The organism is Deinococcus rubellus (assembly GCF_025244745.1).
GTDB classification, from domain to species: Bacteria; Deinococcota; Deinococci; order Deinococcales; family Deinococcaceae; genus Deinococcus; species Deinococcus rubellus.
Map to the genome: position 1 here is coordinate 1,908,884 of NZ_CP104213.1, position 24,254 is coordinate 1,933,137.

At 63.4% G+C, this 24,254-nt stretch carries 24 protein-coding genes; 12 read left to right on the forward strand and 12 right to left on the reverse strand.

Annotation, left to right across the window (positions count from 1 at the left end):
• Positions 1-76 precede the first annotated feature (76 nt).
• Both N0D28_RS09825 and N0D28_RS09830 read right to left on the reverse strand, forming a co-directional pair.
• Positions 77-736 (reverse strand): HAD family hydrolase, encoded by a 660-nt coding sequence (locus N0D28_RS09825; protein ID WP_260559351.1) that lies wholly within the window; start codon positions 734-736, stop codon positions 77-79.
• 10 nt (positions 737-746) lie between these two features.
• Entirely contained in the window at positions 747-2,201 is a 1,455-nt protein-coding gene (locus tag N0D28_RS09830) for an alpha-amylase family glycosyl hydrolase (RefSeq protein WP_260559352.1), read from the reverse strand.
• Between the two features lie 88 nt (positions 2,202-2,289).
• Here N0D28_RS09830 and N0D28_RS09835 point away from each other — a divergent pair, with 88 nt between their 5' ends.
• Both N0D28_RS09835 and N0D28_RS09840 read left to right on the forward strand, forming a co-directional pair.
• Positions 2,290-3,708, forward strand: a complete 1,419-nt coding sequence (locus N0D28_RS09835; protein WP_260559353.1) for an aspartate kinase — start codon at positions 2,290-2,292, stop codon at positions 3,706-3,708.
• Positions 3,709-3,842: 134 nt separating this feature from the next.
• Entirely contained in the window at positions 3,843-4,022 is a 180-nt protein-coding gene (locus N0D28_RS09840; protein WP_260559354.1) for a hypothetical protein, read from the forward strand.
• A 122-nt stretch (positions 4,023-4,144) separates the two neighbouring features.
• On the opposite strand, the gene N0D28_RS09845 is transcribed toward N0D28_RS09840, so the two are convergent.
• The 4 genes from N0D28_RS09845 to N0D28_RS09860 form a co-directional block, all read right to left on the reverse strand.
• Complete coding sequence (locus tag N0D28_RS09845) at positions 4,145-4,315, reverse strand: hypothetical protein (RefSeq protein WP_260559355.1); 171 nt, start codon at positions 4,313-4,315, stop codon at positions 4,145-4,147.
• Positions 4,312-5,796: a M20/M25/M40 family metallo-hydrolase gene (locus N0D28_RS09850; RefSeq protein ID WP_260559356.1), complete on the reverse strand. Its 1,485-nt coding sequence runs from the start codon at positions 5,794-5,796 to the stop codon at positions 4,312-4,314. The genes N0D28_RS09845 and N0D28_RS09850 overlap by 4 nt, the downstream gene beginning before the upstream one ends.
• On the reverse strand, positions 5,793-7,124 hold the full coding sequence (asnS, locus tag N0D28_RS09855) for an asparagine--tRNA ligase (protein WP_376777616.1): 1,332 nt from the start codon (positions 7,122-7,124) through the stop codon (positions 5,793-5,795). Before asnS ends, N0D28_RS09850 begins: the two co-directional genes overlap by 4 nt.
• Before the next feature lie 135 nt (positions 7,125-7,259).
• Entirely contained in the window at positions 7,260-7,712 is a 453-nt protein-coding gene (locus N0D28_RS09860) for a type III secretion system chaperone family protein (RefSeq protein ID WP_260559358.1), read from the reverse strand.
• Positions 7,713-7,975: 263 nt separating this feature from the next.
• On the opposite strand from N0D28_RS09860, the gene N0D28_RS09865 reads away from it, so the two are divergent.
• Positions 7,976-9,304: an Nramp family divalent metal transporter gene (locus N0D28_RS09865; protein ID WP_260559359.1), complete on the forward strand. Its 1,329-nt coding sequence runs from the start codon at positions 7,976-7,978 to the stop codon at positions 9,302-9,304.
• A 69-nt stretch (positions 9,305-9,373) separates the two neighbouring features.
• Here the strand turns inward: N0D28_RS09865 and N0D28_RS09870 are convergent, their stop codons facing one another.
• The 5 genes from N0D28_RS09870 to N0D28_RS09890 all read right to left on the reverse strand — a co-directional run bounded on the left by N0D28_RS09870 (position 9,374) and on the right by N0D28_RS09890 (position 14,265).
• Complete coding sequence (locus tag N0D28_RS09870) at positions 9,374-9,604, reverse strand: septal ring lytic transglycosylase RlpA family protein (protein WP_312846400.1); 231 nt, start codon at positions 9,602-9,604, stop codon at positions 9,374-9,376.
• A gap of 107 nt (positions 9,605-9,711) precedes the next feature.
• Positions 9,712-10,779 carry a M24 family metallopeptidase gene (locus tag N0D28_RS09875; protein ID WP_260559360.1) on the reverse strand — a complete coding sequence of 356 codons (1,068 nt, stop codon included), beginning with the start codon at positions 10,777-10,779 and terminating at the stop codon, positions 9,712-9,714.
• A 71-nt stretch (positions 10,780-10,850) separates the two neighbouring features.
• The gene (aspS, locus tag N0D28_RS09880) at positions 10,851-12,578 is read right to left on the reverse strand and encodes an aspartate--tRNA ligase (RefSeq protein ID WP_260559361.1); all 1,728 of its coding nucleotides are present in this window, start codon (positions 12,576-12,578) and stop codon (positions 10,851-10,853) included.
• Positions 12,575-13,882, reverse strand: coding sequence for a histidine--tRNA ligase (hisS, locus tag N0D28_RS09885; RefSeq protein WP_260559362.1), 1,308 nt, complete (start codon positions 13,880-13,882; stop codon positions 12,575-12,577). The genes aspS and hisS overlap by 4 nt, the downstream gene beginning before the upstream one ends.
• A gap of 86 nt (positions 13,883-13,968) precedes the next feature.
• Positions 13,969-14,265: an IPT/TIG domain-containing protein gene (locus tag N0D28_RS09890; RefSeq protein WP_312846401.1), complete on the reverse strand. Its 297-nt coding sequence runs from the start codon at positions 14,263-14,265 to the stop codon at positions 13,969-13,971.
• Positions 14,266-14,373: 108 nt separating this feature from the next.
• Between N0D28_RS09890 and N0D28_RS09895 the strand changes: the two genes are divergently transcribed.
• Genes N0D28_RS09895 through N0D28_RS15675 form a run of 4 tightly spaced genes read left to right on the forward strand, consistent with a single transcriptional unit; the run spans position 14,374 to position 17,726 of the window.
• Positions 14,374-15,306 (forward strand): diacylglycerol/lipid kinase family protein, encoded by a 933-nt coding sequence (locus tag N0D28_RS09895; protein ID WP_260559364.1) that lies wholly within the window; start codon positions 14,374-14,376, stop codon positions 15,304-15,306.
• Between the two features lie 50 nt (positions 15,307-15,356).
• Positions 15,357-16,397: a tyrosine-type recombinase/integrase gene (locus N0D28_RS09900; protein ID WP_260559365.1), complete on the forward strand. Its 1,041-nt coding sequence runs from the start codon at positions 15,357-15,359 to the stop codon at positions 16,395-16,397.
• Complete coding sequence (locus N0D28_RS09905; RefSeq protein WP_260559366.1) at positions 16,387-17,172, forward strand: type I restriction enzyme HsdR N-terminal domain-containing protein; 786 nt, start codon at positions 16,387-16,389, stop codon at positions 17,170-17,172. Before N0D28_RS09900 ends, N0D28_RS09905 begins: the two co-directional genes overlap by 11 nt.
• Complete coding sequence (locus tag N0D28_RS15675; RefSeq protein WP_376777617.1) at positions 17,172-17,726, forward strand: site-specific integrase; 555 nt, start codon at positions 17,172-17,174, stop codon at positions 17,724-17,726. The genes N0D28_RS09905 and N0D28_RS15675 overlap by 1 nt, the downstream gene beginning before the upstream one ends.
• On the opposite strand, the gene lnt is transcribed toward N0D28_RS15675, so the two are convergent.
• Entirely contained in the window at positions 17,626-19,113 is a 1,488-nt protein-coding gene (gene lnt, locus N0D28_RS09915) for an apolipoprotein N-acyltransferase (protein WP_260559368.1), read from the reverse strand. The two genes, N0D28_RS15675 and lnt, sit on opposite strands and share 101 nt — an antisense overlap.
• A gap of 72 nt (positions 19,114-19,185) precedes the next feature.
• Between lnt and N0D28_RS09920 the strand changes: the two genes are divergently transcribed.
• The 5 genes from N0D28_RS09920 to N0D28_RS09940 all read left to right on the forward strand — a co-directional run bounded on the left by N0D28_RS09920 (position 19,186) and on the right by N0D28_RS09940 (position 24,218).
• Positions 19,186-19,893 (forward strand): metallophosphoesterase family protein, encoded by a 708-nt coding sequence (locus tag N0D28_RS09920; protein WP_260559369.1) that lies wholly within the window; start codon positions 19,186-19,188, stop codon positions 19,891-19,893.
• 201 nt (positions 19,894-20,094) lie between these two features.
• On the forward strand, positions 20,095-21,090 hold the full coding sequence (gene gap / locus N0D28_RS09925; protein ID WP_260559370.1) for a type I glyceraldehyde-3-phosphate dehydrogenase: 996 nt from the start codon (positions 20,095-20,097) through the stop codon (positions 21,088-21,090).
• Positions 21,091-21,214: 124 nt separating this feature from the next.
• Entirely contained in the window at positions 21,215-22,384 is a 1,170-nt protein-coding gene (locus N0D28_RS09930) for a phosphoglycerate kinase (protein ID WP_260559371.1), read from the forward strand.
• 140 nt (positions 22,385-22,524) lie between these two features.
• Entirely contained in the window at positions 22,525-23,274 is a 750-nt protein-coding gene (gene tpiA / locus N0D28_RS09935) for a triose-phosphate isomerase (protein WP_260559372.1), read from the forward strand.
• A 149-nt stretch (positions 23,275-23,423) separates the two neighbouring features.
• Positions 23,424-24,218, forward strand: coding sequence for a Cof-type HAD-IIB family hydrolase (locus N0D28_RS09940; protein ID WP_260559373.1), 795 nt, complete (start codon positions 23,424-23,426; stop codon positions 24,216-24,218).
• Positions 24,219-24,254: the final 36 nt, after the last annotated feature.

Genomic DNA, 24,254 nt, shown 5'->3' on the forward strand with positions numbered 1-24,254 from the left:
TATGGTAGCCCCTCACGCTGCCCAGCTGCGTTGGGATATGAATATATACAATCCCCTCTCCACTATCCATCCAGCACTATCCATCCAGCAGGCCCACCACTTCCCATAATCCCACCAATGCTCCCGCGACCTCTCCACTCAAATCCACCAATTCCGCCCGCATCCCGACCTCCCGTGCCGCCACCACGTTCTCGGGCTTGTCGTCCAGAAACAGCACCTCGCCGCAGGCCACGCCCAGCTCGCTGGCCGCCAGCCGGAAGACTTCCAGGGCAGGCTTGTGGACGCCCAGGGCGCAACTGCTCAGCGCCACGTCCACCAGATCGGCCAGGCCGATGGCGTCCAGGGTGGGCCAGATGTTGGGCAGGGTGTTGCTCAGCACACCGATTTTCAGGCCGCGCTCCCGCAAGGCTTCCAGCACCGCCCGCGCCTGCGGAGCCGCTTTCATGAACACCTGATACGGAAATTTCGCCAGGAACGCCTCGCCCTGCCCGTCGCTGAGTGAGAGGTCCGCCGCCAGGCCGCGACTGTACTTGGTCCAGAAGGCCCGCTCGTCGTCGAGGGTTCGCAGATCCCACCACTCGCCGAACGCGCGCTGCCAGTGCTGATGCATCACCCGCAGTACCATTCCTGCGTCCACGCCAAACTGCTGCTGCGCCCAGGCGGCCGCCTGCGGGTATTTGGCCGCGTCCATCACGCTGAGGGTGTCGTCGCGGTCAAACAGCACCGCCCTGATCATCCTTTCCTGCTCATCTGGCTGCCGCGCTGCCCAGCACGAAGACCATCGCCGTCTTGGGCGGCAGGCTGAGGTTGAGGTAGCCGTGACTGATGCTCAATTTGGCGTTGCTGACGCTCTCACCGGGGTCTAAGAACAGCCCCCGTGTGAGCGCCTGGGCGGGGAGTGTACTTTTCAGCGAGTAACTGGTCCGTGCCTCGCCGCTGTGCCAGGCAACCAGTACCTGCTGACCGCTGACCGGTTCGCGCCGCACGAACAGCAGCAGTCGGTCTGCCAGATTGTCTGGCACGTCCAGCAGCGTCTGGTCACCCAACGAGAGGGCCTTTGAGGCCCGGCGCACCTTGACCGCGTTGCTGGCCACCGCGAACACGCCCTGTTCGGCGGGCGTCCACTGCGACTCGAAACGCATGTCGCGCCGGTTGTCGGGATCGCCCCCACCGCGCATGGCAATCTCGGTGCCCTGCCAGATCACCGGCACGCCGCGCAGGGTCAGCAGCGCCCGCAATCCGTATTTGGTGCGGTCCTGGCCCAGATCCTCGAACAGCGTGCCCTGGGCGAATCGCGGCAGGTCGTGGTTGTCCAGAAAAAGGGCCACTTCACCAGGCTGCGGCACCTTGGCGAGTTCAGTCAGGGCGCTACGGACCCGCTCCAGGCCGCCGCCGCCCATGATGCTGGTTTTCATGGCGTCTTGCAGCTGAAAGTCGAACAGGCCATCAAAGCCGAGTTGCTGGTACTGGCCGACGGTCAGGGCATCTGCGCCGTAATACTCCCCGAGGGTCCAGGTGCCCGCTGCCCTGTCACGCGCCAGTAGCGCTTTCAAAAAATCGTTCGGCACATTCTTGATGGCGTCGTAGCGAAAACCGTCCACGCCCTGGGTACGCCAGTAGTCGTCGTTGCCGAACAGGAAGTCGCGCACGGCTGGCGTTTCCTGCTTCAGGTCCGGCAGACCCGCGAGCGGACAGACCACGTCCTTGTTACTGGCCGCGTCGCAGTCGGCCTGGGTATGAAACCACTCGGGTTTTTGCGTCACGGTGGGGGACGTGTAGCCAAAATGGTTGATCACCTGATCAAGGATCACCTTCAGCCCGCCCGTGTGTGCGGCCTTTACAAACCCCTCCCACTCGGTCTGCGTCCCGAAATGCGAATCCACCTTGCGAAAGTCGGCGGGCCAGTAGCCGTGATAGCCGTCGGTGTCGAAGCTGCGTCCCGGCTGCTGCTGATAGATGGGGGTCAGCCACACTGCGCTGACGCCCAGTTTTTGCAGGTAATTCAGCTTGCTGGTCAGGCCCGCGAGGTCGCCGCCGTGCCAGGCGCGCAGGTTAGTGGGGTCAGTCACGCCGTCGTTGGCCTTGTTGCCGTTGAAGAAGCGGTCGGGCATTACCTGATAGATGACCTGCCCGGCAAACGAGGCGGCTGAGGCAGAAGGCAGCAGCGCCGAGAGCAGTAAGCTGGAGGCGAATTTGAGCATGGCGCTCAGTGTAACTTGCGGGGCCAGCGCCGGAGCTGAATAGACGCGCCGCCCGCGCTTGCGGCCACCGCCGCTTACACTGAGCGCCATGTCAGAGTCCCCCCATCTTCTCGTGATGAAATTCGGCGGCACCAATATGGGCGACGCCAACGCCATTCGCCACTCGGCTTACCTGGTCGGGCGCAGCCTCAAAGAAGGGATCAAGGTGGTGGTGGTGGTTTCGGCCATGTCGGGCGTCACCAACCAACTGCTCGGCATCGCCGAGGCTGCTGAGAAGGGCGACATCGCCAATGCCAACGACCAGATCGCGGGCCTCAGAACCCGGCACTTCACGGCCGCCCAGGATATTGGGGCGGCCCCCGACGCCGACACCGTGCGCGAGATCCGCGAGCTGCTCGAAACGTTGCGCCAGGCGGTTTACGGCGTGTACCTGCTGCGCGAACTGACCCCGCGCAGCCGCGACCTGATCGTGGCCTTCGGCGAGCGGCTCTCGGCCCCGCTGATGGCGCTGGCGCTCGAAACCTCCGGCCAGCGTGCCCACCACCTGACTGGCGGACAGGCGGGAATCGTCACTGACGCCCACTTCGGCAGCGCCCGTCCGCTCAGCACAGCAGCAGGGCGGATCCGTGACCGGCTCAGCGGCCTGCTGGGCGCGGGCCTGACCCCGGTGGTGGCAGGGTTCATGGGCGAGACTGAGAAGGGGGCCATCACGACGCTGGGGCGCGGCGGCACCGATTTCTCGGCCACCATCATCGGGGCGGCCCTGCATGCCGACGAGGTGTGGGCCTGGAAAGATGTGGACGGCGTGATGTCGGCGGACCCCCGGAGTGTCAGGGGCGCGCAGAACATCGCCCAACTCAGCTACGGCGAGGTGATGGAACTGGCCTACTTCGGCGCGAAGGTGCTGCACCCGCTGGCCGTGACGCCGCTGCAAGACGCCGGGATTCCGCTGCGGGTCAAGAGCGCCGCCGACCCGGAGTTTGCCGGAACGCTGGTGACCACCGAGGCGGCAGGTGACGGTGCGCACCCGGTCAAGGCGGTGACGGCCATCAAAGGGGTCAGCATCATTAATGTCTCGGGGGCGGGCATTCTCGGCGTGCCGGACGTGGTGGCCGACCTCTTCGCGGCGCTGGCGAAAGAAAACATCACCCTGCTGATGGTCTCGCAGTCGTCGAGTATGAGTAACGTCTCGCTGGTCATCCTCGGCAGTGACGAGGAGCGTACCCTGGCGGCCCTGACCCCCCCGATGGGCGGGCGGCAGCTTCAGGTGGACGTGCAGCAGGGCGTGGCGGTTCTCGCCATCGTGGGCGCGGGCATGCGCGGTACCAAGGGCGTCTCGGCCCGGCTGTTCAGCGCCCTGGCCGGAGACGACATCAACATCCTGATGATCTCGCAGGGCAGCAGCGAGCTGAACATCAGCGTAGCAATTGAGGGCGAAGACGTGGAGCGTGCCACCCGCACGGTCCATAGCGCTTTTGGCCTGGACGCCCCGGTTACGGTCCAATAGGCCAACGACTCACCAGGCCGACTAGGCCAAACCATTCAGTCTCCGGCTGAGCCAGTGTGCCGATTCGGACTGGCCCCGTTGCTGCGCATCATGGACCCATCAGCGAACCCGAGTGGACGCTGACAGGAGAGTGAATGTCCATGATCTCAAGCAGCGACCATTGGGCCGCCCAGGCCCGCCTCGATCAGCTTCACCAGGACGCCAGCCGTGCCCGCCTGCTCAGGCAGCTGCGCGCCCAGTCGGGTTCCAGTCACTGGCTCAGCCGTCTGCTGGGTCGCCTGCTCCACCGCCAACCCCGCGCCGCCGCCGCGTGAGCGCCGGCCCCTGTCAAGGCAGCAGAGCAATCCAGCAAAACAGAACAGGAGAGAAGCGGCGCATCCCAGTTTGAGGATGCGCCGCTTCTCTCTGGCGCTTCGTTGTGAGGCTCAGCTTTCCCTCAAGCCTGCTCCAGCCGCGCCCGTGCGATTTCCATGACCAGATGCGGCAGCACACCGAAGGCGTAGGGCGCATACACCCGCTCGCCGCGTTGGTGGTAGTCGCGGCCCCAGGGACCGGCGTTGACGACCGGCACGCGCAGGGTGTTCCGACCGCTGTCTTCCAGGGTCATGCGGCTGGCCCAGGCCGGGGTGTTGGCGCGCCGCCCAGAAAGCTCATGTCCGAGACGCCGGGAAAGAAGGGCCGGGTCCGGACGCTGACGCCGAACTTTGCTTTCACCTGAACAATGGCGCGCTCCACCGCCGTTCGCAGGGCCAAAGATGATTCGTCCTGGCCGAGTTCGGCCACCGGATACGGCAGCGAGCCGAAGCCGAGGATGGCCGCTGGCCCGGTCAACTGGGCCTCGCGGGCGGCGGTCAGGGTGAGCTGCTGGCACAGGTGCGGCGTATCGCGCGCCGCGCTTGCGGCCGCCAGGGCCGAGAGCCTTCCCAGCGCTGCCTGACCACCTCTGGCCTCGGCCAGCGCCAGTACCTGCGCGTAGGTCAGCACCTGAACCGGAGCGGCCCGTACCTGGCTGCCGCTGGCCCGCGCCCGCGTTTCCAGATCGGTGAGGGCCGCCTCCATGCCCGTTTGCACTGCCGTATGCAGCCGCTCCAGCACGTCTCCGGGCGTGCGCCCGTGCAGCAGCACGTTGAAGCCGCACCACAGGGCGTCTGGGGTGGTCACGTCGTAGTGGTCCTTGAGGTCCGAGAGTTGCAGCAGCGCTGCTGGGGGTCCCGACTCGGCGGGATGGCGATCGATGAAATCGGGGTGCAGTTCGACGCGCCGGATCATCTCCGCGAGCATCAGCGCCGCACTCAGGCCGCCAAACGGCGTGCCCGCGTGGGCCGGTCTCCCCAGCAGCAGCAGGCTGGGCAGCACCTTGCCGACGCTGCCCAGGAACACGGCTTGCCCGCGCCCGTCGCCCGCCGGGTCCACCTCGGCGTCCAGATTAATGGCGGCCACGATCTCCAGTCCGTAGCGGCGCTCGATGTCCGGCAGTTGCCGCACCAGTAAGCGCATGCCGTGCGAGTTCTCCTCCTCGTCCGGCACCGCTACGAAGAGCACATTGCCCTCGTTTCCTGAAGCTGCCCAGGCTTCCAGTACCGCCAGGCCTGCCGCCAACCCGCTCTTCATATCGAGGCTGCCGCGCCCGAAAACGAAGTCGCCGCTGGCGAGGTCGGCCAGCACCGGGCCGTCATGCTCCGGCGAGAACGAGGTTGCCACCCTGGCCGCCAGCGTCTCAGGCGAGAAGGCGTGCGGCGCGAGGTCGCCGTAGTCGGCCACACCCACCACGTCATCGTGCCCGGTCAGCAGCACCGTCCGGGGACCTTTGCCGCGCGCCAGGGCACACACCGAGGCGCGTGCTGCGCTGTCATGCAGGGTCGGTTCGAGCCAGACCGGCGGCTGTATCTGATGCGGCCGTGTTTGCGGCGGCTGCGTTTGTGGTGATTGTCCGGCGAAGGCAGGCTGCGCCTGAAGTTCAGCGCACAGCCACGGTCCGAAGGCCGCCTCGCCTGCTGAGTTGGTGACGCTGGAGTGCCCGACGAGTTTGAGCGTCCAGTCGCGGGCCACCTGTTCCAGCTCTGGGTGCTCCAGCTGCCCTGTTCTCAAGGCGAGAGTCGGGTCAGCATTCTCGGAAAGGGAATCGCCTCGCGGATGTGATTGATGCCGCAGATCCAGGCGATCAAGCGCTCCAGGCCCATACCGTACCCGGCGTGCGGCACACTGCCGTAGCGGCGCAAGTCCAGGTACCACTCGAAGGCTTCCAGCGGCAATCCCTGCTCGTCCAGGCGGTTTTTGAGCAGGTGGTAGTCGTGAATGCGCTCCGAGCCGCCGATGATCTCGCCGTACCCCTCCGGCGCGATCATGTCGTCACACAGCGCCAGCCGGGGATCTTCGGGGTCGGGCTGCATGTAAAACGCCTTGATCGCGGCTGGGTACTTCTCGATGATCACTGGGCGGTCAAACTGCGACCCCACGATGGTCTCGTGCGGCGCGCCCAGATCGTCGCCCCACTCGACCGGCTGGGTGTCCGCTGAGACATTGGGCGGTAACTCTCCCGAGGTCAGGACCCGGCGGATCATCTCCAGCGCCTCGGTGTAGGTGACGTGCGGAAAGTGGCCCTCGGCCGCAGGGCGCAACTTGTCCAGGTCGCGTTCCAGTACGGCAAGTTCCTCGGCGCAGCCCTCCAGCACCCGCCCGACGACGAAGCTGACCATCCGCTCCTGCAGCGCCATGTTCTCGGCATGGCTGCTGGGAGCCACCTCCGGCTCGATCATCCAGAATTCGAGCAGGTGACGGCGCGTCTTGGACTTCTCGGCCCGGAAGGTGGGGCCGAAGGTGTAGACCTTGCCGAAGGCCAGCGCTCCGGCCTCGGCGTGGAGTTGACCGGTTTGTGAGAGGTAGGCCTTGTTCTCGCCGAACAGATCGATCTCGAACAGCTCAGTGGTGTCCTCGGCGGCGTTGGGCGTGAAGAAGGGCGCGTCGAAGCGGATGAAGCCCTCGCCGTGGAAGAAGTCCACGATGGCCCGCTGCACCGCGTCGCGCACCCGCAGGATGGCCCAGGGGCGGCGGTGCCTGAGCCACAGGTGGCGGTGGTCTTGCAAAAACTCGGGGCCGTGCTCCTTGGGCGTGATCGGGTACTCGCCCGACGTCCCGACGATCTTCAGCTCGCTGACGGCCAGCTCGACGCCGCTGGGGGCGCGTTCGTCGGCCCTTACCTCGCCCGTGATGAGCAGGCTGCTTTCCTGCGTCAGGTGCCGGGCCAGCTCGAACACCTCTTCATTGACGTCACTCTTGAAGACGGTGGCCTGTACAAAGCCGCTGCCGTCGCGCAGTTTCAGAAATTGCAGCTTGCCTTTGCCGCTCTTGTCTTGCAGCCAGGCGCTCAGCGTTACCGTCTGGCCGATCAGTTGGGGCAGATCGCGAATTGAAGTCACGCTGCCAAGTATAGAGAATACTGCTCTCCACTTCATGCTTGAGTTAAATTTCACGAACCAGCTTTTTAAAATTATCTTTCACAAGCTGCCATCCAAAAAACCGGGCTTATGGGCCCGGTTCGGTTCCGCGCAGTTTTAAGCCTGTGGCTGGGGCTGGGTGATCTGCACGCCTTCGAGGAAAGCGTAGTCGTCCTGAAAGTGCATCAGGACGCCGCCGAAGAGGGTGTCGAAGGTTTCCTGAGGCATCTCGGTGAGGGTGGGGTAGAAGCCGACATATTCGAGCCAGACGTTGCCGTCGTTGTCGATGCTGCGGGCGAAGGCACGCTCACGGTTACGCTCGTTGAGGATGCCCATGATTTCCTGCTTGCGCTCGACGTAGGTCTTCTGGGTGACGCAGGTGACTTCCAGGCGCGAGGTGTTGTTGGGGCCGTCGTTGACACTGACCAGCACGGCAGCGTCGCCCATCTCGAAGCGCCAGCCCATGCGGATGAAGCGCTGGCCGTTGTTCTCTTCCAGATCAAGCTGAACCTCGCGCTCCTTCAGGTACTTGGCGATGGTTTCCAGCGTGAGTAATGCAGTTTCGGTCATGTGGTACTTCCTCCTGAGGTGTTGATGCCTGCAAGATTCTATCGCAAATACGCGGCCAGGGGAGCGCCCCCGAGATATCAGTACTGAATATATATTAGGATTGCCTCTATCTGTTCTAACACCACTTTCTCACAACCTAAAGATCTGCATACCCTCACAACATCAAAGTCTCTCCTCAATCAACATGACTACCCCTTGAAATTTTGTTTTAGTTAAGCCTAAAATCGCAGGCGTGCATACCCCTCCAAGAGACCCGGTAAAAAATGAGCGTTAAAGATAATGGCTGGCGGCAGGAGAATCTGGGGGAATCCCTCAGCGACGTCGCCCGCATCAAAATTGATTACAGCCAGCCCGCCTGGAAACGCTTCATGGCCTTCCTGGGACCGGGCGCACTGGTTGCCGTGGGCTACATGGACCCCGGCAACTGGGCCACCTCCATCGCAGGCGGCAGTGCCTACGGTTACACCCTCCTGAGCATGGTGCTCATCTCCTCACTGATGGCGATTTACCTTCAGGCCCTCTCAGCCCGCCTCGGCATCGCCACTGGGCGTGATCTGGCGCAAGCCTGCCGCGACCACTTCAGCAAACCCGCCGCCATTTTGCTGTGGCTCTCGGCTGAAGTGGCCATCATTGCCACCGATCTGGCTGAAGTGATCGGCACCGCAATCGCGCTGAATTTACTGTTCGGACTCCCACTCATCCTCGGCGTGTGTCTGACGGTGGCCGACGTGCTCCTGATCTTGCTGCTGCAAAATAAAGGTTTCAAATACGTCGAAGCGCTGGTCATCACCCTGATCGCCACCATCGCCGTGGCCTTTTTATTCGAGATGATCTTCTCCCAGCCTGAGCTTGCACCGCTGCTGGGCGGTCTGGTGCCCTCCAAGCAACTGCTCGACCCCGCTGTGCTCTACGTCGGCATCGGCATCCTGGGCGCGACCGTGATGCCGCACAACCTGTACCTGCACTCGGCCATCGTCAATACGCGCGGCTACAACCGGGACCAGGAAGGCAAGCGCGAGGCCATCAAGTTCGCCACCTGGGATTCGAGCATCGCGTTGACGTTCGCTTTTTTCATCAATGCCGCCATCCTGATCCTGGCCGCCGCCGCCTTCCACTACGCGGGTCGCACCGACATTGCCGAGATTCAGGACGCCTACAGACTGCTCTCGCCCATGCTGGGCGCGGGTGCCGCCAGCATTCTGTTCGCGGTGGCGCTGCTGGCCTCGGGCCAGAACAGCACGCTCACCGGCACCCTGACCGGGCAGATCGTGATGGAAGGCTTCGTCAACATCCGGCTCAAGCCCTGGATGCGGCGACTCCTCACACGGCTGCTGGCGATCATTCCTACCGTCATCGTGGTGCTGATCTACGGCGAGAAAGGCACCGGCAGCTTACTGATCCTCTCGCAGGTGGTGCTCTCAATGCAGCTCTCGTTCGCGGTGGTGCCACTGATGATGTTCGTGACCGACAAACGCAAGATGGGCGAATTCATGATCAACCCGTTCTGGAAGTGGGTGGGCTGGTTCATCACTGTTGTGATCATCGGCCTGAACGTGTTCCTGCTGGAACAGACCTTCTTTCCACGCACCTGAGCACTGCAATCTAATAGAAGAAGGCCGGGCCAACGCTGCCCGGCTTTCTTTGTTGAAACTGTTTTCAGATCAGCGCCGCACGCTGCCAGTTCTCCCATACTTCAGTACCCGCACATCCACCTCAGTCACGCCCTTCGAGAGAATACCCAGCCGCGCCGCCGCCGTCCGCGAGAGGTCAACAATGCGGCGGCTGTTACCGAACGGCCCCCGATCATTGATCAGCACGTCCACACTATGCCCATTGGAAAGGCTCACCCGCACCCAACTGCCCAGCGGCAAGGTGCGGTGCGCAGCAGTCATTCGGGTATGGGGATTATATTTTCCACCATAATAAACTGCCTGCCCACGCACCGCCAGAGCGGTGGGGGAAGCCAGTAACGTCGCCGCGATTAACCATCCCCGCAGCCTCACAGCCGCGCCCTGGAACTTTGAGACAAGACCTCATGGCCGCTTTCGGTGATGAGCAGCAGATCCTCGATACGGACGCCGCCGACCCCCTCAAGATAGACGCCCGGCTCGATGGTGATGACCATACCGGGACGCAGCACCTCGTCCGACGCGGCGCGTAGGCCCGGTCCCTCATGGATGTCCAGGCCGACGCCGTGGCCCAGCGAATGGGTGAAGTGTTCGGCCAGATCATGCCCAGCCAGCACTCCCCGTGCCAGCGCGTCGAGGTCTGCCGTGCGAACACCCGGTCCGACAGCAGCGATGGCCTGGTCCTCAGCGTCGAGCACAGCCATGTACAGACGGCGCAGCTCGGCACTGACCTCACCGACGGGCACGGTGCGGGTCATGTCGGAGTGATAGCCACCGATCAGCGCACCGAAATCCAGGGTGACAAGTTCGCCCGCCACGAGCAGCTTGTCGCTGGCCCGCCCATGTGGCAACGCGCCGCGTTCACCGCTGGCGACAATGGTCTCGAAACTCGGACCGTCTGCCCCCAGGCGGCGCATCGCCAGTTCAAGTGCCAGCGACAGATCGGTCTCGCGCGCCCCAGCCCGGATCTGCGGCAACACCTCAGCGTAAGCCGCGTCGGCGATGGCCTGTGCCCTACGAATCATGGCGATCTCGGCGTCCGATTTGACAAGGCGCAGCGTCTCGATTGGCCGCCGCAGGGGAACCAGTTCAGCCTGCCAGTACTGTTTCAGGTCGTCCAGGCCCGCAACCGTGAGGTGCTCAGCCTCGAAGCCGACCTTCAGTCCCTGGACCCACTCAGCAGCGTGTTCCAGTGTGGCGGGCGAGCGGGCGATATGGATCTCGACTTTGACCTCCTGGGCCGCCTGAAGGGCGTAGCGGCTGTCGGTATAGAGGATAGCCGCGTCAGGCGTGAGTAGCAGTTTGGCGTCCTCAGGGCTAGAAAATCCGCTGAGGTAGCGGATATTGGCTGGCTGGCTGATCCACAGGGCGTCCACGCCCGACTGCTGCATCGCGCCGCGAGCGGCTTCAAGCGCCGGAGAAACTAAGACAGGTGACATCCGGCAAGTTTAGAACATCTGCCAGACGAGAACGTGGCCTGCTCTCAAACGGTCATGAATTGAGCGCTGTTTTACTTGCCCGGAGTGATCTGCAACCCCAGCTCACTGAGCTGCGCTTCACTCGCCGCCGAGGGGGCCTGGGCCATCAGATCGCTGCCCCGGTTGTTCTTGGGAAAAGCGATCACCTCGCGGATGCTGGCTGCCCCGCTCATGACCATCATCAAGCGGTCAAAACCCCAGGCGATGCCGCCGTGCGGGGGCGTGCCGAACGAGAGCGCGTCGAGGAAGAAGCCAAACTGCTCATTGGCCGTCTCGGGCGTGAAGCCGATGGCTCCGAACATCTGCTGCTGCACCACTGGGTCATGGATACGAACCGAGCCGCCGCCGATCTCAAAGCCGTTGAGCACCAGATCGTAGGCCTGGGCGCGGATCTCGCCCTGACGCTCGGTGCCGAACAGCGGCAGGTCTGCGGAATGTGGGGCAGTGAAGGGGTGGTGCATGTAGGTCCACGCACCGCTCTCCTCGTCGTAGTCGAGCTGCGGAAAGTCGGTGATCCAGGCGACCTGAAACCCTTCTTCGGCCAAGGACAGCAGATCACGCAGGGCATTTCGGACCGCCCCCAGCGCCGTCACCACCTTCTTCCACTCGCCTGCCGCAAACAGCAGTGTGCCGCCGGGTGGCACCCCGGTCCGGGCGATCAGTTCAGCGGCGAAGTCGCCCACGAACTTGCTGATGCCGCCGCTGAAGCCCTCACCTTCACGGCGCAGCCAGGTCAGACCACCCGCGCCGTTCTGTTTGGCGACCCGCTCCAGCTCATCGATCTGCTTGCGGGTCAGCTCACCTGTCGCCAGGACCTTGACGCTCGGGACTGATGCAAAAACAGTGAAGGCCCCGTCCCTGAACAGATCAGTGACCTCGACCAGCGGCAACTGAAAACGCAGATCGGGTTTGTCCGAGCCGTAGGTGTCCATTGCCTGCTGATAGGTCAGGCGTGGGAAGGGACTGGGCAGCTCAGTGTTGAGCACCGTTTCGAAGAGGTGGCGCAGCAGCCGCTCGCTGAGGTCCAGAATATCTTCCTGATCCACGAAGCTCATCTCGATGTCGAGCTGGGTGAAATCCGGCTGGCGGTCAGCTCGCAGGTCCTCATCGCGAAAGCAGCGGGCAAGCTGGAAGTAGCGGTCCACCCCGGCGATCATCAGCAGCTGCTTGAAGAGTTGCGGGCTTTGCGGCAGCGCGTAGAACTCGCCGGGTGTCTGTCGCGAGGGCACCAGGAAGTCGCGCGCACCCTCGGGGGTGGAGCGGGTCAAGAGCGGCGTCTCCACATTGAGAAAACCCTCTGCGGTGAGAAAGGCAGTGATGGCCGCCGACACCTTCGAGCGCAGCAGGAGTTTCTCGAACATCTCGGGGCGGCGCAGATCGAGGTAGCGGTACTTGAGGCGAATGTCCTCGGCGACCTCACGGCCCTTGCTCAGCTCGAACGGCGGGGTGGCCGCCAGACTGAGAAGCTTGGCCTGATCGGCGATCAGCTCATACGCGCCGTTCCCGGCCTTACGCTGGGCCTCAGGGCGCAGACGCAACATACCGGTGAACTCGGCCACCGATTCGCCGCGCATCCGGTCGGCCTCGGTAAAGGCAGGCGACTCTGGCTCGATTTGAATCTGCAAGATGCCGCTGCGGTCACGCAAATCAATGAAAATCAGCTTGCCGAGGTCGCGGCGGCGGGCGACCCAGCCCTGGACTGTAACCCGCTGGTCGAGGTGGTCGGAGCCGAGGTCGGCGAGGTAGGCGGTGCGTTTCATGGGTGCTCCAGCAGGAAGGCATTGAGATCGTTGATGGCGACGCGGCGCTGCTCGCCGGTCTGAAGGTGCTTGAGGGTCACGTTCTGAGACGCGGCCTCGTCACTGCCGATCAGGGCCGCGTAGATAGCCCCGCGCCGTTCGGCTTCCTTGAAGACGTTTCCGGGCTTGAGAGCGCGGTAGGCGAACTCGGCGTGGGCCACCTGACGCGCCTGTAAGGCGACTTGCGCAGCCAGCCCGGTGTGTTCGGGGTCCAGCGCTGCCACAAAGACCAGCGGCCCGGCCTGCTCCGGCAGTTGCACCCCCTCGGCGTCAAGCGCAATCAATATCCGCTCGATACCGAAGGCCCAGCCGACAGCCGGCGTCTCGGGACCGCCCAGTTCAGCGGCCAGCCCGTCGTAGCGCCCGCCGCCGCCGAGGGCCGACTTCGCCCCGACGCCCTCGTGATGCAGTTCCCAGGCGGTGCGGCGGTAATAATCCAGACCGCGCACGATGCTGGGGTCGAGATCGTACTCGACGCCCCAGGTGTCCAGATACCCACGGACCTGGGCGAAGTGGGCGGCAGCGGCTTCACCCAGAAAGTCGAGCATCGGTTTGACACCCAGTTCGGAGATCAGTGTCTGATCTCCCTGGCTCTTGGAATCGAGAATCCGCATCGGGTTGCGGTCCAGGCGGTCTTTTGAGTCGTCGGAGAGCCGCTCGGTGTGTGGGGTGAACGTTTCGCGCAGGTAGTCGTTGTAGTGCCCCCGGTCTGCCGGGTCGCCGATGGAGCCGAGCTTGACTCTCGCACCTTTAAGACCGAGTGCCTGCACGACCTGCACCATCAGCTCGATGGCCTCGGCGTCTACCAGGGCGTCGGCGGCCCCGATCACCTCGTAGTCCACCTGATGGAACTGGCGCAGGCGGCCTTTTTGAACGTTCTCGGCGCGGAACATCGGGCCGTGGGTCCACAGCTTCAGGGGACTCGGCCACTGTTTGAGACCGTTTTCCAGATACGCCCGGACAATTCCGGCGGTGCCCTCGGGGCGCAGGATGAAGCCGCCGTGGTCGCCGAAGTAATGGACCGTGAACATTTCCTTGCGGACGATGTCGGTGGAGCCACCCACGCCGCGTTTGACGAGGTCGGCCTCCTCGAAGATGGGGGTCTGGATCAGCCGCGCGCCGCCGCGTGTGAGGACCCGCCGGGCCGTCTCGACCACCTGGGCGAAGGCCTCGGCACGGGTATCGCTGCGATTTGTTCTGGAATGGGAGCCGGAACTGCCGTCCGGTAGATGATCCTGGGTGCCTTTGGGCCGCTGAAGTGCCATAAATGCGAGTCTAGCAGGGGAGAGCACTCCAGCAAGGGGATAAGCGAAACCGCCGCCCTGGTGAGGACGGCGGCGAGATATACGGTCTACTGGTCGCTGACGCTGAACGGCAGCCCGGTGCTTTGCCTGCCGTTGACCTCGACAAACAGCCAACTCCCGCCTGCCGGGGACGCAGCGGGCACGTTGAAGACGATTTCGCTGTCGGTCCATGAGGTGACGGCCCCGGCAGGAATCAGGTAGCCGCCCGAACCGTTCTCGTCGGCCCCCAGACGAATGCGCCCAGTGGCCGGGCCACCCAGATAACGCCCCTGAAGAGTGACGGCCTGGCCCTTGGCCGCGCCGGACGAAACCTTGACCAGCACTGGTGTCTGGGTGACGCCCATCACCGTGCCTACCCTCGGCGCGCACGATGAGAGTGTTCCCACCAACAGTAAAGATCCAAGCAAGAATATGCGCATACACAGCCTCCGTTGACACAGTCTAATGGTTTGATGACGGCCCAGACCACCCCCCCCAGACGCGCGCTGCTGATCTTCAACCCCAAGTCCGGCAAGGGCCAGAGTCCCCTGCCTCAGTTCATCGCGGCGCTGGGTGAAAAAGGCTGGCAGGTGGACGCTGAGGAGCTGCCGCCCAAAGGCGGGTTCGGTCCTTTGCTGGAGCATCGGGAGCGTTACGCTGCCGTGATCGCGGCGGGCGGCGACGGCACGGTGAGCGGCCTGGCCTACGCCCTGCGCGGCAGCGGGGTCCCGCTACTGGCCTACCCGGCGGGCACCGCCAACCTGATCGCCCAGAATCTCAAGTTGCCTGAGGGCCCCGATGAGCTGGCCCAGGTGGTCGATAACCTCCGCAGTGTGCAGGTCGACCTCGGCGAACTGATGGTGTCGGGCAAGACGCGCGGCTTCGTGCTGCTGGCCGGGGCGGGGGCCGACGCCACCATGATTCAGGGCGCTGAGAAGCTCAAGGACAGGCTCGGGGTGCTGGCTTACGTGGTGAGCGCTTTTCAGCAGCTCAGCCCACGGGCGACCACCTTTGAACTGGTTCTCGACGGCCAGAAGCAGGAAGTCGAGGCAATGGCGGTCATGGTGGCAAATTTTGGGATGGCCAATTTTCGGCTGCCTATTGCCAGGGGGGTGAGCCCCAGCGACGGCCAGTTCACGGTGTTGGCGCTTAAGCCCGGCACACTGCTCGAATTGCTGCCGAACCTGATCGATTCGTTGCGTGCCCGGCTGAATCTGGGCGAACCGGTGTTCGGTAAAAATGTGGAGAGCTACCGTGCCAGTGAGGTGACGGTCACGTCGCTCGAGCCTTTTCCGCTGCAATACGACGGTGAGATGCACGAGGAGACGACGCCGTTCACCGCCAGGGTGTTGCCGGGAGCTGGGCTGTTTCTGACTGGGGCGAGTCTGGAGGAGCTGGAGACGTGAAGATACGATACTCCGCAGAATTTCACTTCTGCGGAGTATCATATAAGAGTATGGAAACCGCTCTGCAACTTGCCCAGGTCAGTCGGTGGCTGACACCAGAGAATCGCCGCCGTGAGGGTCTGCGGGCAGCCCATCAACAAAACGCCGAAGCGCTGATTCAGTTGATGCAAACCTACATTCAGCTTAAATCGGTGCGTCGGGGCCGCACGAGTCCACTCACTTTGAAAACCTACGGGCAGTCCGTCAAGAAATTTCTCTTGTTCACGGGCCCAGCCGATTCGCCCAACCATGCACTGAATCAACTGACACCTGACGTTTTTGAGCTGTGGCTTTTACAACTCCAGCACGAGGGTCTAAGTGCCAACACCGTCAAACGTCATCTTTACGGTGTGCGTAATCTGATCAAGGCGTTGGTCTGGGCTGAAGTGATCAAACAAGATATAACTCAAGGCATTTCACCGCCCGCAGAAGCTACGCCCAACCATGCCCGGAAAAAACCACTCAGCCAGAGGCAATTAAAAGCGCTGTTGCAACTGCCTTTGCAGCAGCATCCGCACCAACTGGCCCAGGCAACCCGCGATCAGGTACTGTTGCTCCTCGGCGGCGTGTTGGGACTTCGCGCCGCTGAACTGGTTGGCCTGAATCTATCTGATATTGACCTGCCCGAACTGACCCTGACCGTGCGCGGCAAAGGCAGCAAAACCCGGCAGATACCACTGACTTCCGGAGTCGCGGGCGCGATTTCACAGTGGCTGGTGTTCCGGAGTGATCTCGGGAAGGTCGGTCCAGCCGAGTCTCTCCTAGTTTCGCTTTCTCGAGCGACAGATGGTCAGCGGCTGTCTACGGACGGCGCTCGTTATATTGCCGAGCAGTATTATAAGTTGCTCGGTCTGTCGCCGGAGCTCTGGGGCCTGCATACCCTGCGGCGCACGGCCGGCACCCAACTCTACCGCGCCACCCGTGATTTGCATGTGGTGGCCGATCTTCTCGGACATTCGTCTATCAATACCAGTGCCGTCTATGCTCGGATGGATATGGACGTTCGCCGTGAAGCCTTGCAAGCATTGGAGCGTCAGTACGGTGAAGACTGACTTCAGTGCTTGTGACTTTCCACTGGAACGTGATGTTGAGCAGAAATTCATCCTCCCACTGCTTACATTCCTGGGCTACCAGACTGAGCAGCTGCACTGGGGGTATGCCGTGCAGGTAGGACGCAGCCGTGGACGTTACCCAGAAGCTGATGTGGTCGTCGAAGAACACAACTGCCATAAGCTGGTGATTGAAGCAAAAAAGCCCGGTGAGTCGCTCGCAAAGGCGGCGCTGCAAGGGCTGACTTACGCTCAGGCTCTCCAAATCCCAGCCGTCCTTGTGACAGACGGTTTGGAACTTGCGCTCTGGAGCAACAGTCCTGATCGCCGCACCCAGTGTATCTGGCAGGTCAGCGTCCAGGATCTACCTCAGCACTGGCCTAGGCTTACTAGCTTTATCGGTGCCGGAAACAACACCCAGTGGTTGCCTCTCCTGCCGCCAGTGGGTGAATTCTCCCCGTCCGTCTCGCAAAAATTTGCCCTCGCCGCTTACACTCAGGACACCGCTGCCCTCACCGAACTGCTGCATACCTGCCTGCGCCTCAAGTCGAGCAAGGGCGGGCGCATCAGCGACCTGACGCTGAGCCATTATGCCGAGTCACTCCGGAAGTTTCTGGCCTTCACCGGGCCGCCCGAGTCGCCCAGACACGCGCTCAATCAGTTGGAGCCGGAAGTTTTTGAGGTCTGGAAGTTTTTGAGGTCTGGCTGCTGGAATTGCAAGCCCAGGGGCTGTCGGCCTCCAGCGTCAAGCGCCATCTCTACGGAGTCAGGAATCTGATGCGGGCGCTGGTCTGGGCGAAAGTACTGGAGACGGACCCCAGCGCCAGCGTGCGTCCGCCCGCTGAAAGTGAAGCGGCCCATACACGCAAGGCGGCCCTGAGTGCGGCGACCTTCAAAACATTGCTGGCCCTGCCTCAGCAGCAGCACCCGCATGACCCCGGCCTGGCCGCCCGTGATCAACTTCTACTGCTTCTGGGTGGGCAACTCGGTCTGCGGGCCGCTGAACTCGTTGGGCTGGACGTGGACGATCTCGAACTGACCCTGGGATATTTGACGGTGCGCGGCAAGGGCCGTAAGGTCCGGCAAGTGCCGTTGACGGCACGGATGGTTTTGGCGCTGAAGCGCTGGCTGATGCTGCGCGCCGCACTGAACGCTGTTTCCCCAGCATTGTTGCTTTCACTCAGCCACGGAGTTGCTGGGGGATGCGGGGGAGTAAATTATCCTGTATATATTACTTACGGCGGTCTGCCCTGGCCGCGTACCCGAGCAGGAGCAATGCAGCCAGCAGGGCTGGGAGGTCACCAAGGCGCATGTACAGGGTCGTGCTGCTGAGCAATGGGAACTCGGCGTGGAGGACACCCTCCCCTGTCGTCAGCGTCTGTAAAGGCTCACCGAGGTCATTGATCACGGCGGCCACACCCTTATTGACACTTCTGAGCACGTAGCGGCGGGTTTCAATAGCCCGGAGGCGGCCCATGTCAAAGTGCTGCCAGACGCCCCAGCCGCTGTACCAGCCGTCGTTGCTGACATTCACCAGCACCTGAGCGCCACCAATCGCCTGCCAGCGTGCCACTTGGGCCACGATGCTGTCATAGCAGATATAGACGCCGTAAAGGACGCCGCCAAGTGAGATCGGGGTGTACGACTGGCCAGGGAACTGGGGATCGAAAGCAAAACCGATCAAGTTGAAGATAAGGTCATAGAGTGGGCGCAGCGCCCCCGACAGAGGAAAGTATTCTCCCATTGGCACCGGGTGGGCCTTATCGAAGCTGCCAGTGATGGCCTGACCGTCCCAGCCGACAGCAGTATTACTGGGGCGCTGAGCTAGACCATAGAGGCCGGGCGCGGGCACGCCAGGAAAATCTGAGGTGCCCAATAGGTAGGACGGGTCCGGCACAGCAGTTTCGCTCCAGATCAGCACTTCACCGGAGCGGCGCTGGGCACTCAGATTTAACTGGGTTTGCCAGAACTGACCAAAACTCAGTCCCGCCGCTTTGCTGAACGAGTCGAAGTCAGTTCGCAGCAGCAGCGCCTGACCCACCGGCCCCTGCGCCGGCGTGCGCGTCAAGCCGTAGCCGAGGCTGGACAGCCACAGCAGCGCCATCAGCAGTGCTGGGCGCGGGTTCCTGCTCTGCACGAGCGTCACCAGCGCCGCTGCCGAGGCCGTGATCAGGGCCGAGAGCAGCAGCACGCCGCCGAGATCGGCCACCTGGATCAGCGGCGTCCGCAGCAGGGTGTAACCCAGGCCCGACCAGGGAAAGGCCAGCGCCCCCAGGGTGCGGGTCCATTCCAGAATGACCCAGCCTCCCGCCAGCCCCCACAGCCGGGCCTGCGGTGTCCGGAAGAAGCGGGCCACCAGCGCGGCCATCACCGCCCAGAACACGCCTTCGAGCATGAACAGCAGCGAGAGCGCCAGCGCCGCCAGTGGCCAGGCCACCGCCGAGGGCAGCCCACCGTCACTGGCCATCAGATTGTGCATGAAAACCACCAGCCAGAACAGTTGCGCAGCGAAGTAGGCGCTGATGGCCCAGAACGTCTGGACGACCAGCTGGCGGGCGCTGGGCTGGCGGCTGAGCTGCCACAGCAAAGCCGCCAGCGGCAGCACGCTCACAGCACTCCACCACAGCGGCAACCCGCACAGGGCCAGCAATACCCCCAGCGCGGTAGACAACAGCAGCTGAAGAGGTCCGGTCAAGGGCGTTCCAACACGGGCAGACATGGCCGGGAGTGTAGCAGCCCCACCGGGGGGCACCGCTCAGACCGGACCGGGGTACGGTATTCTGGGGTCACCTTGCGAATTGCTTTCATCAGTGACATTCACGGCAACATTCACGCGCTGACCTCGGTGCAGCGTTTTCTGAGCGAACACATCGTCAACTCGGTGGTGGTGGTCGGCGACCTGGTCGGCTACGGAGCCAGTCCGGGGCCAGTCATCGACTTCGTTCAGCAGGAAGGCTGGAAAGTCGGCCTGGGGTCAAGCGATCTGCGCGTCTCGATGGAGTTCGGTGAACGTGAAACCCGCCGTGGCGTGGCCGATCAGGTGCTCGCATGGACCCGCACAGTCCTGTCACCGGAGCAGCTCGAATACCTGCGCCGCCTGCCACCGGGTGGACGGATCATGACCCCGGTGGGGCGCATCCGCTACTTTCACGGCGCGCCGCACGACCCCGAGGCCCGGCTCGATCTGATGGCCGCCGAGAACGAGATGCAGGACCTCGCCGATCAGCTCAGCTCGCGGGTGGTCGTCTCGGCAGGCACCCACGTACCGTTCGTGCGCACGGTCGGCGACACCACCTTCATCGACCCCGGCTCGGTGGGGCTGTCACTCAACCACGAACCCGGCGCAGACGTGATTCTGGTCGACTGCGCCGGACGCCGCCCCAAGGTCAGCATGCACAAGGTGCCGTACGACTACTCCTCGGCGGCCTTCGACATCATGGCCTGGAACCTGCCGCCAGTCATCGCCGACGTGATTCGCAGCGGCAAGATGGGAACCTAGCGCGCGCTGGAACAGGTGACGTCAAAAGTGACGTGACAAGTGTACCTGGTACACTTGTCCAGTTGTCTGGGCCATCATCCCGGCGCTGCGCCGTGCGGCTGCGTTAAACTGCGGCCTGGAACGTGGGTGAGCCCGAGCTGGGCAAGGATTCCGGCGCGGGCGAGCAGCACCCGGCCCACAGCGGGCCGTCAGGGAGACACTATGAAAGTAGGCATCAACGGGTTTGGCCGCATTGGCCGTCTGGTTTTCAGGATTCTGGTTGCTCGCGGTATCGAGGTCGTGGCCATCAACGACCTGACCGACAACAAGACGCTGGCCAACCTGCTCAAGTACGACTCCACCGCCGGGAAGTTTGACGGCACTGTCAGCTACGACGACGATTCGCTGACCGTCAACGGCACACCGATCAAGGCACTGGCCGAGCGCGACCCGGCCAACATCAAGTGGGGCGAACTCGGGGCCGACATCGTCATCGAGTCCACCGGCATCTTTACCAGCCGTGAAGGCGCGAGCAAGCACCTCTCGGGCGGCGCGAAAAAAGTCATTATCACCGCGCCTGCCAAGAACGAGGACCTGTCCATCGTGATCGGGGTCAACGAGCAGGACTACGACCCCAAGCAGCACCACATCCTCTCGAACGCGTCATGCACCACCAACTCGCTGGGCGCGCCGATGAAGCTGCTCGACGAGGCCTTCGGCATCGAGAAGGCCATCATGACCACCGTCCACAGCTACACCAACGACCAGCGGTTGCTGGACCTGCCGCACAGCGATTTGCGGCGCTCGCGTGCCGCCGCCATCAATATCATTCCCACCTCGACTGGCGCGGCCAAGGCCGTCTCACAGGTCTACCCCAAGCTCAAGGGCAAGTTCGACGGCACCTCGCTGCGCGTACCGACCCCGGTGGGCAGCATCAGCGACGTGGTGGTCATCCTGGGCCGCGAGGTCACGGCGGACGAGGTCAACGCCGTCTTCAGGAAGGCCGCCGAGGGCAGCCACAAGGGCATCATCTCGTATACCGAGGACCCCATCGTGCTGCAAGACATCGTGGGCGACCCGCACAGCGCCATCATCGACGGCGGCCTGACCATGGCGATGGGCAGCCTGGTCAAGTTCTTCTCGTGGTACGACAACGAGTGGGGCTATTCCAACCGCATCGCCGATCTGGTGCAGATCGTGAGCGAGAAAGGCGTCTAAGAGCCGTTCTGTTTTTCCAAGCATTGAGGGTCTGAAGGTCTGGGGCTGGCTGGCGCTCGTTTCAGACCTTCGGGCCCTCAATGCTTGGACCCTCGGCGCTCAGACCCTAATTTCAGGAGAACCCATGCAGAATTTAGATGCTTTAAACGTTTCCGGCAAGCGCGTTCTGGTCCGGGTGGACTACAACGTGCCGATCAAAGACGGGGTCATTCAGGATGATACCCGCATTCAGGCCTCGTTGCCGACCCTGAATAAACTCCTTCAGGGCGGCGCGTCGCTGGTGCTCCTCAGCCATTTGGGGCGGCCCAAGGGGGGTCCCGATCCCAAGTACAGCCTCGCACCGCTGGTGGAGACGCTGGGCCGGGCGCTGGGCAAGCCGGTCGAGTTTATCGGCAGCCTGCCGGGCAGTGGTGAGACGCTCACGGCGGTGCAGCAGCTCAAGCCGGGCGAGGTGGCCCTGCTGGAGAACGTACGCTTCGAACCAGGCGAGGAGAAGAACGACCCGGCGCTGATCGAGAAGCTGGCCAAACTGGGCGACGCCTTCGTGCTGGACGCCTTCGGCAGCGCCCACCGCGCCCACGCCTCGGTCAGCGGGGTGGCGGGCAGGTTGCCGCACGCCGCCGGAACGCTGCTCCAGACCGAGGTGGACGCGCTGGACAGGCTGATCAACAACCCGGCCCATCCTTATGTGGTCATCATCGGCGGGGCGAAAGTCAGCGACAAGCTCAAGGTGATCGAGAACCTGCTGCCCAAAGTGGACAGGCTGCTGATCGGCGGCGGCATGGCCTACACCTTCATCAAGTCGCGCGGCGGCACGATCGGCGAGAGCATCCACGAGGACGATCAGCTCGATCTGGCCCGGCGGCTGCTCACCGAGTACGGCGAGAAGATCATGCTGCCGATGGATGTCATTGCTGCTGACGCCTTCAGCGAGGACGCCAATACCCAGATCGTCCCCAGCGGCGAGATTCCGGACGGCTGGCAGGGACTGGACGCCGGGCCGGAAACGGTCAAGGCCTACACGGCGGCCTTGCAAGGCGCAAAAACGGTGTTCTGGAACGGACCGCTGGGTGTGTTTGAATTTGCCAAGTTCGCGGGCGGCACCAATGCGGTGGCCGCAGCGGTGGCTGGGCTGGGCAAGGACACCTACAGCGTCGTGGGCGGCGGCGACTCGGTGAGCGCCATCAACAAGAGCGGCCAGGCCAGCAAGGTTTCGCACGTCTCCACCGGTGGCGGGGCCAGCCTGGAGTTGCTGGAAGGCAAGACCTTACCGGGCGTCGAAGCGATGCAGTAAGTGGATTACGGGGAATGGGTGGTCGGGTACGGGCCTGGTCGTGCTGCCCGTCAGCTTCTACAGCCAAACACAACCCGTTCGCCTTCGTCCTGCTCAGCGTCCACATCTGACACCCACAGTCTCATCGAAAGGAGCACTTCATGCCCCAGAATCTGCTGGCCCTCAACTGGAAAATGAACAAGACGCCCTCACAGGCGATCAGCTGGGCCAAAGAACTGCTGGCCGGCTTGCCGCAGACCTCGGCGGAACTGGCGATCATGGCCCCGGCGATCGATTTACAGGGACTCGGCTGGGAACTGAAAGACAGTCCGGTCAAGCTCGGCGCACAGGACCTCTCGCCGCACGAGTCGGGCGCGTATACCGGAGAAATCAGCGCGGCCATGCTCAAGGACGTGGGAGCCAGCTACGCCGTCGTCGGGCACTCGGAGCGCCGGGCTTACCACGCTGAGAGCAGCCAGATCGTGGCGGCCAAGGCAGCCTCGGCCATCGCGGGCGGGCTGATTCCGATCATCTGCGTGGGCGAGGCACTCGACGTGCGCGAACGCGGCGAGCAGGTGGCCTTCACGCTCGATCAGTTGCGGGATTCGCTCTCGCAGGTGCCAGTGCTGGGCGCGGGTGAGATCGTCATCGCTTACGAGCCGGTCTGGGCCATCGGCACCGGCAAAACCGCCACCGCCCAGGACGCCTCGGAGATGGCCGACGCCATCCGGAGCGCGCTGGTCGGACTCTACCGCGAGTACGCGGACGGCGTGCGCATCCTCTACGGCGGCAGCGTCAAGCCTGAGAATATTGCCGAGTTGTGCGCCCAGCCGAATATCAACGGTGCGCTGGTCGGCGGCGCGAGCCTGGACGTGGCCTCAGTGGTGGGAATGGCGCGGGCCCTGGTGTAATCAGGTGTTGTCAAAGGGAGCGTGCCGATCTGGTGCGCTCTTTTTTGGAATGGACTCGTGAATGAAATACCGAGCATTTTCGCTTGTGAAACCCGGTGGCATAGACGGCTTACCCAGCGGCAGGAGGCTCAGCGGCTAGACTGCTCGCCATGTTGAGCATGATCTGTGTGGATGTGGACGGCACGTTGGTGGGCACCGGGAACGTGGTCCTCCCGGAAGTCTGGGAAGCGCTGGCGCAGGCCAGGACAGCGGGAATCAGGATAGTGCTGTGTTCGGGTCGCCCTGCCGTGGGCCGGGCGCTGGACTACGCCCGGCGGCTCGACCCGGACGGCTGGCACATCTTTCAGAACGGCGCGAGCATCGTCAAGGTGGACACCGGAGAGTCGCGCAGCGAGGAACTGCCGCACGACCTCCTCACCGGACTGATCGAGAAAGCGCGGGCCAGCAACCGGATTCTGGAGGTGTATACCGACCGCGAGTACGCCGTGGAGGACACCTCGCGTGTTTCGGTGGCGCATGCCGATCTGCTGGGCGTGCCGTTCAAACCGCGCGACCTGCTGAGCCTCGGCGGTACGGTGGTCCGTGCCCAGTGGTTGATTCCACACGCCGAGAAGGAAGCATTGCTCGCCGAAGCCCACACCGGCTTACAGCTTCATCCGGCCAGCAGCCCGGTGATGCCCGACACACTCTTCGTCAGCGTGACCCGCGACGGCGTGAACAAGGGCAGCGCGGTCACGCGGGTGGCCGGGTTCTACGGCTTCGAGCTGAACCGGGTCATGATGGTCGGTGACGGCCACAACGACGTGACCGCCCTGCAGGTGGTCGGCTACCCGGTGTCGATGGGCAACGCCGACAAGGAGGCGCGGGCGGCAAGCAAGTACCATGTCGGCGACGTGGACGCGGGCGGGCTGGTGGAGGCGGTGGCGCTGGCGATGCGGGAGTGAGCGGTATTGGATCGCTTCCCTGCATAATCGGAAGCC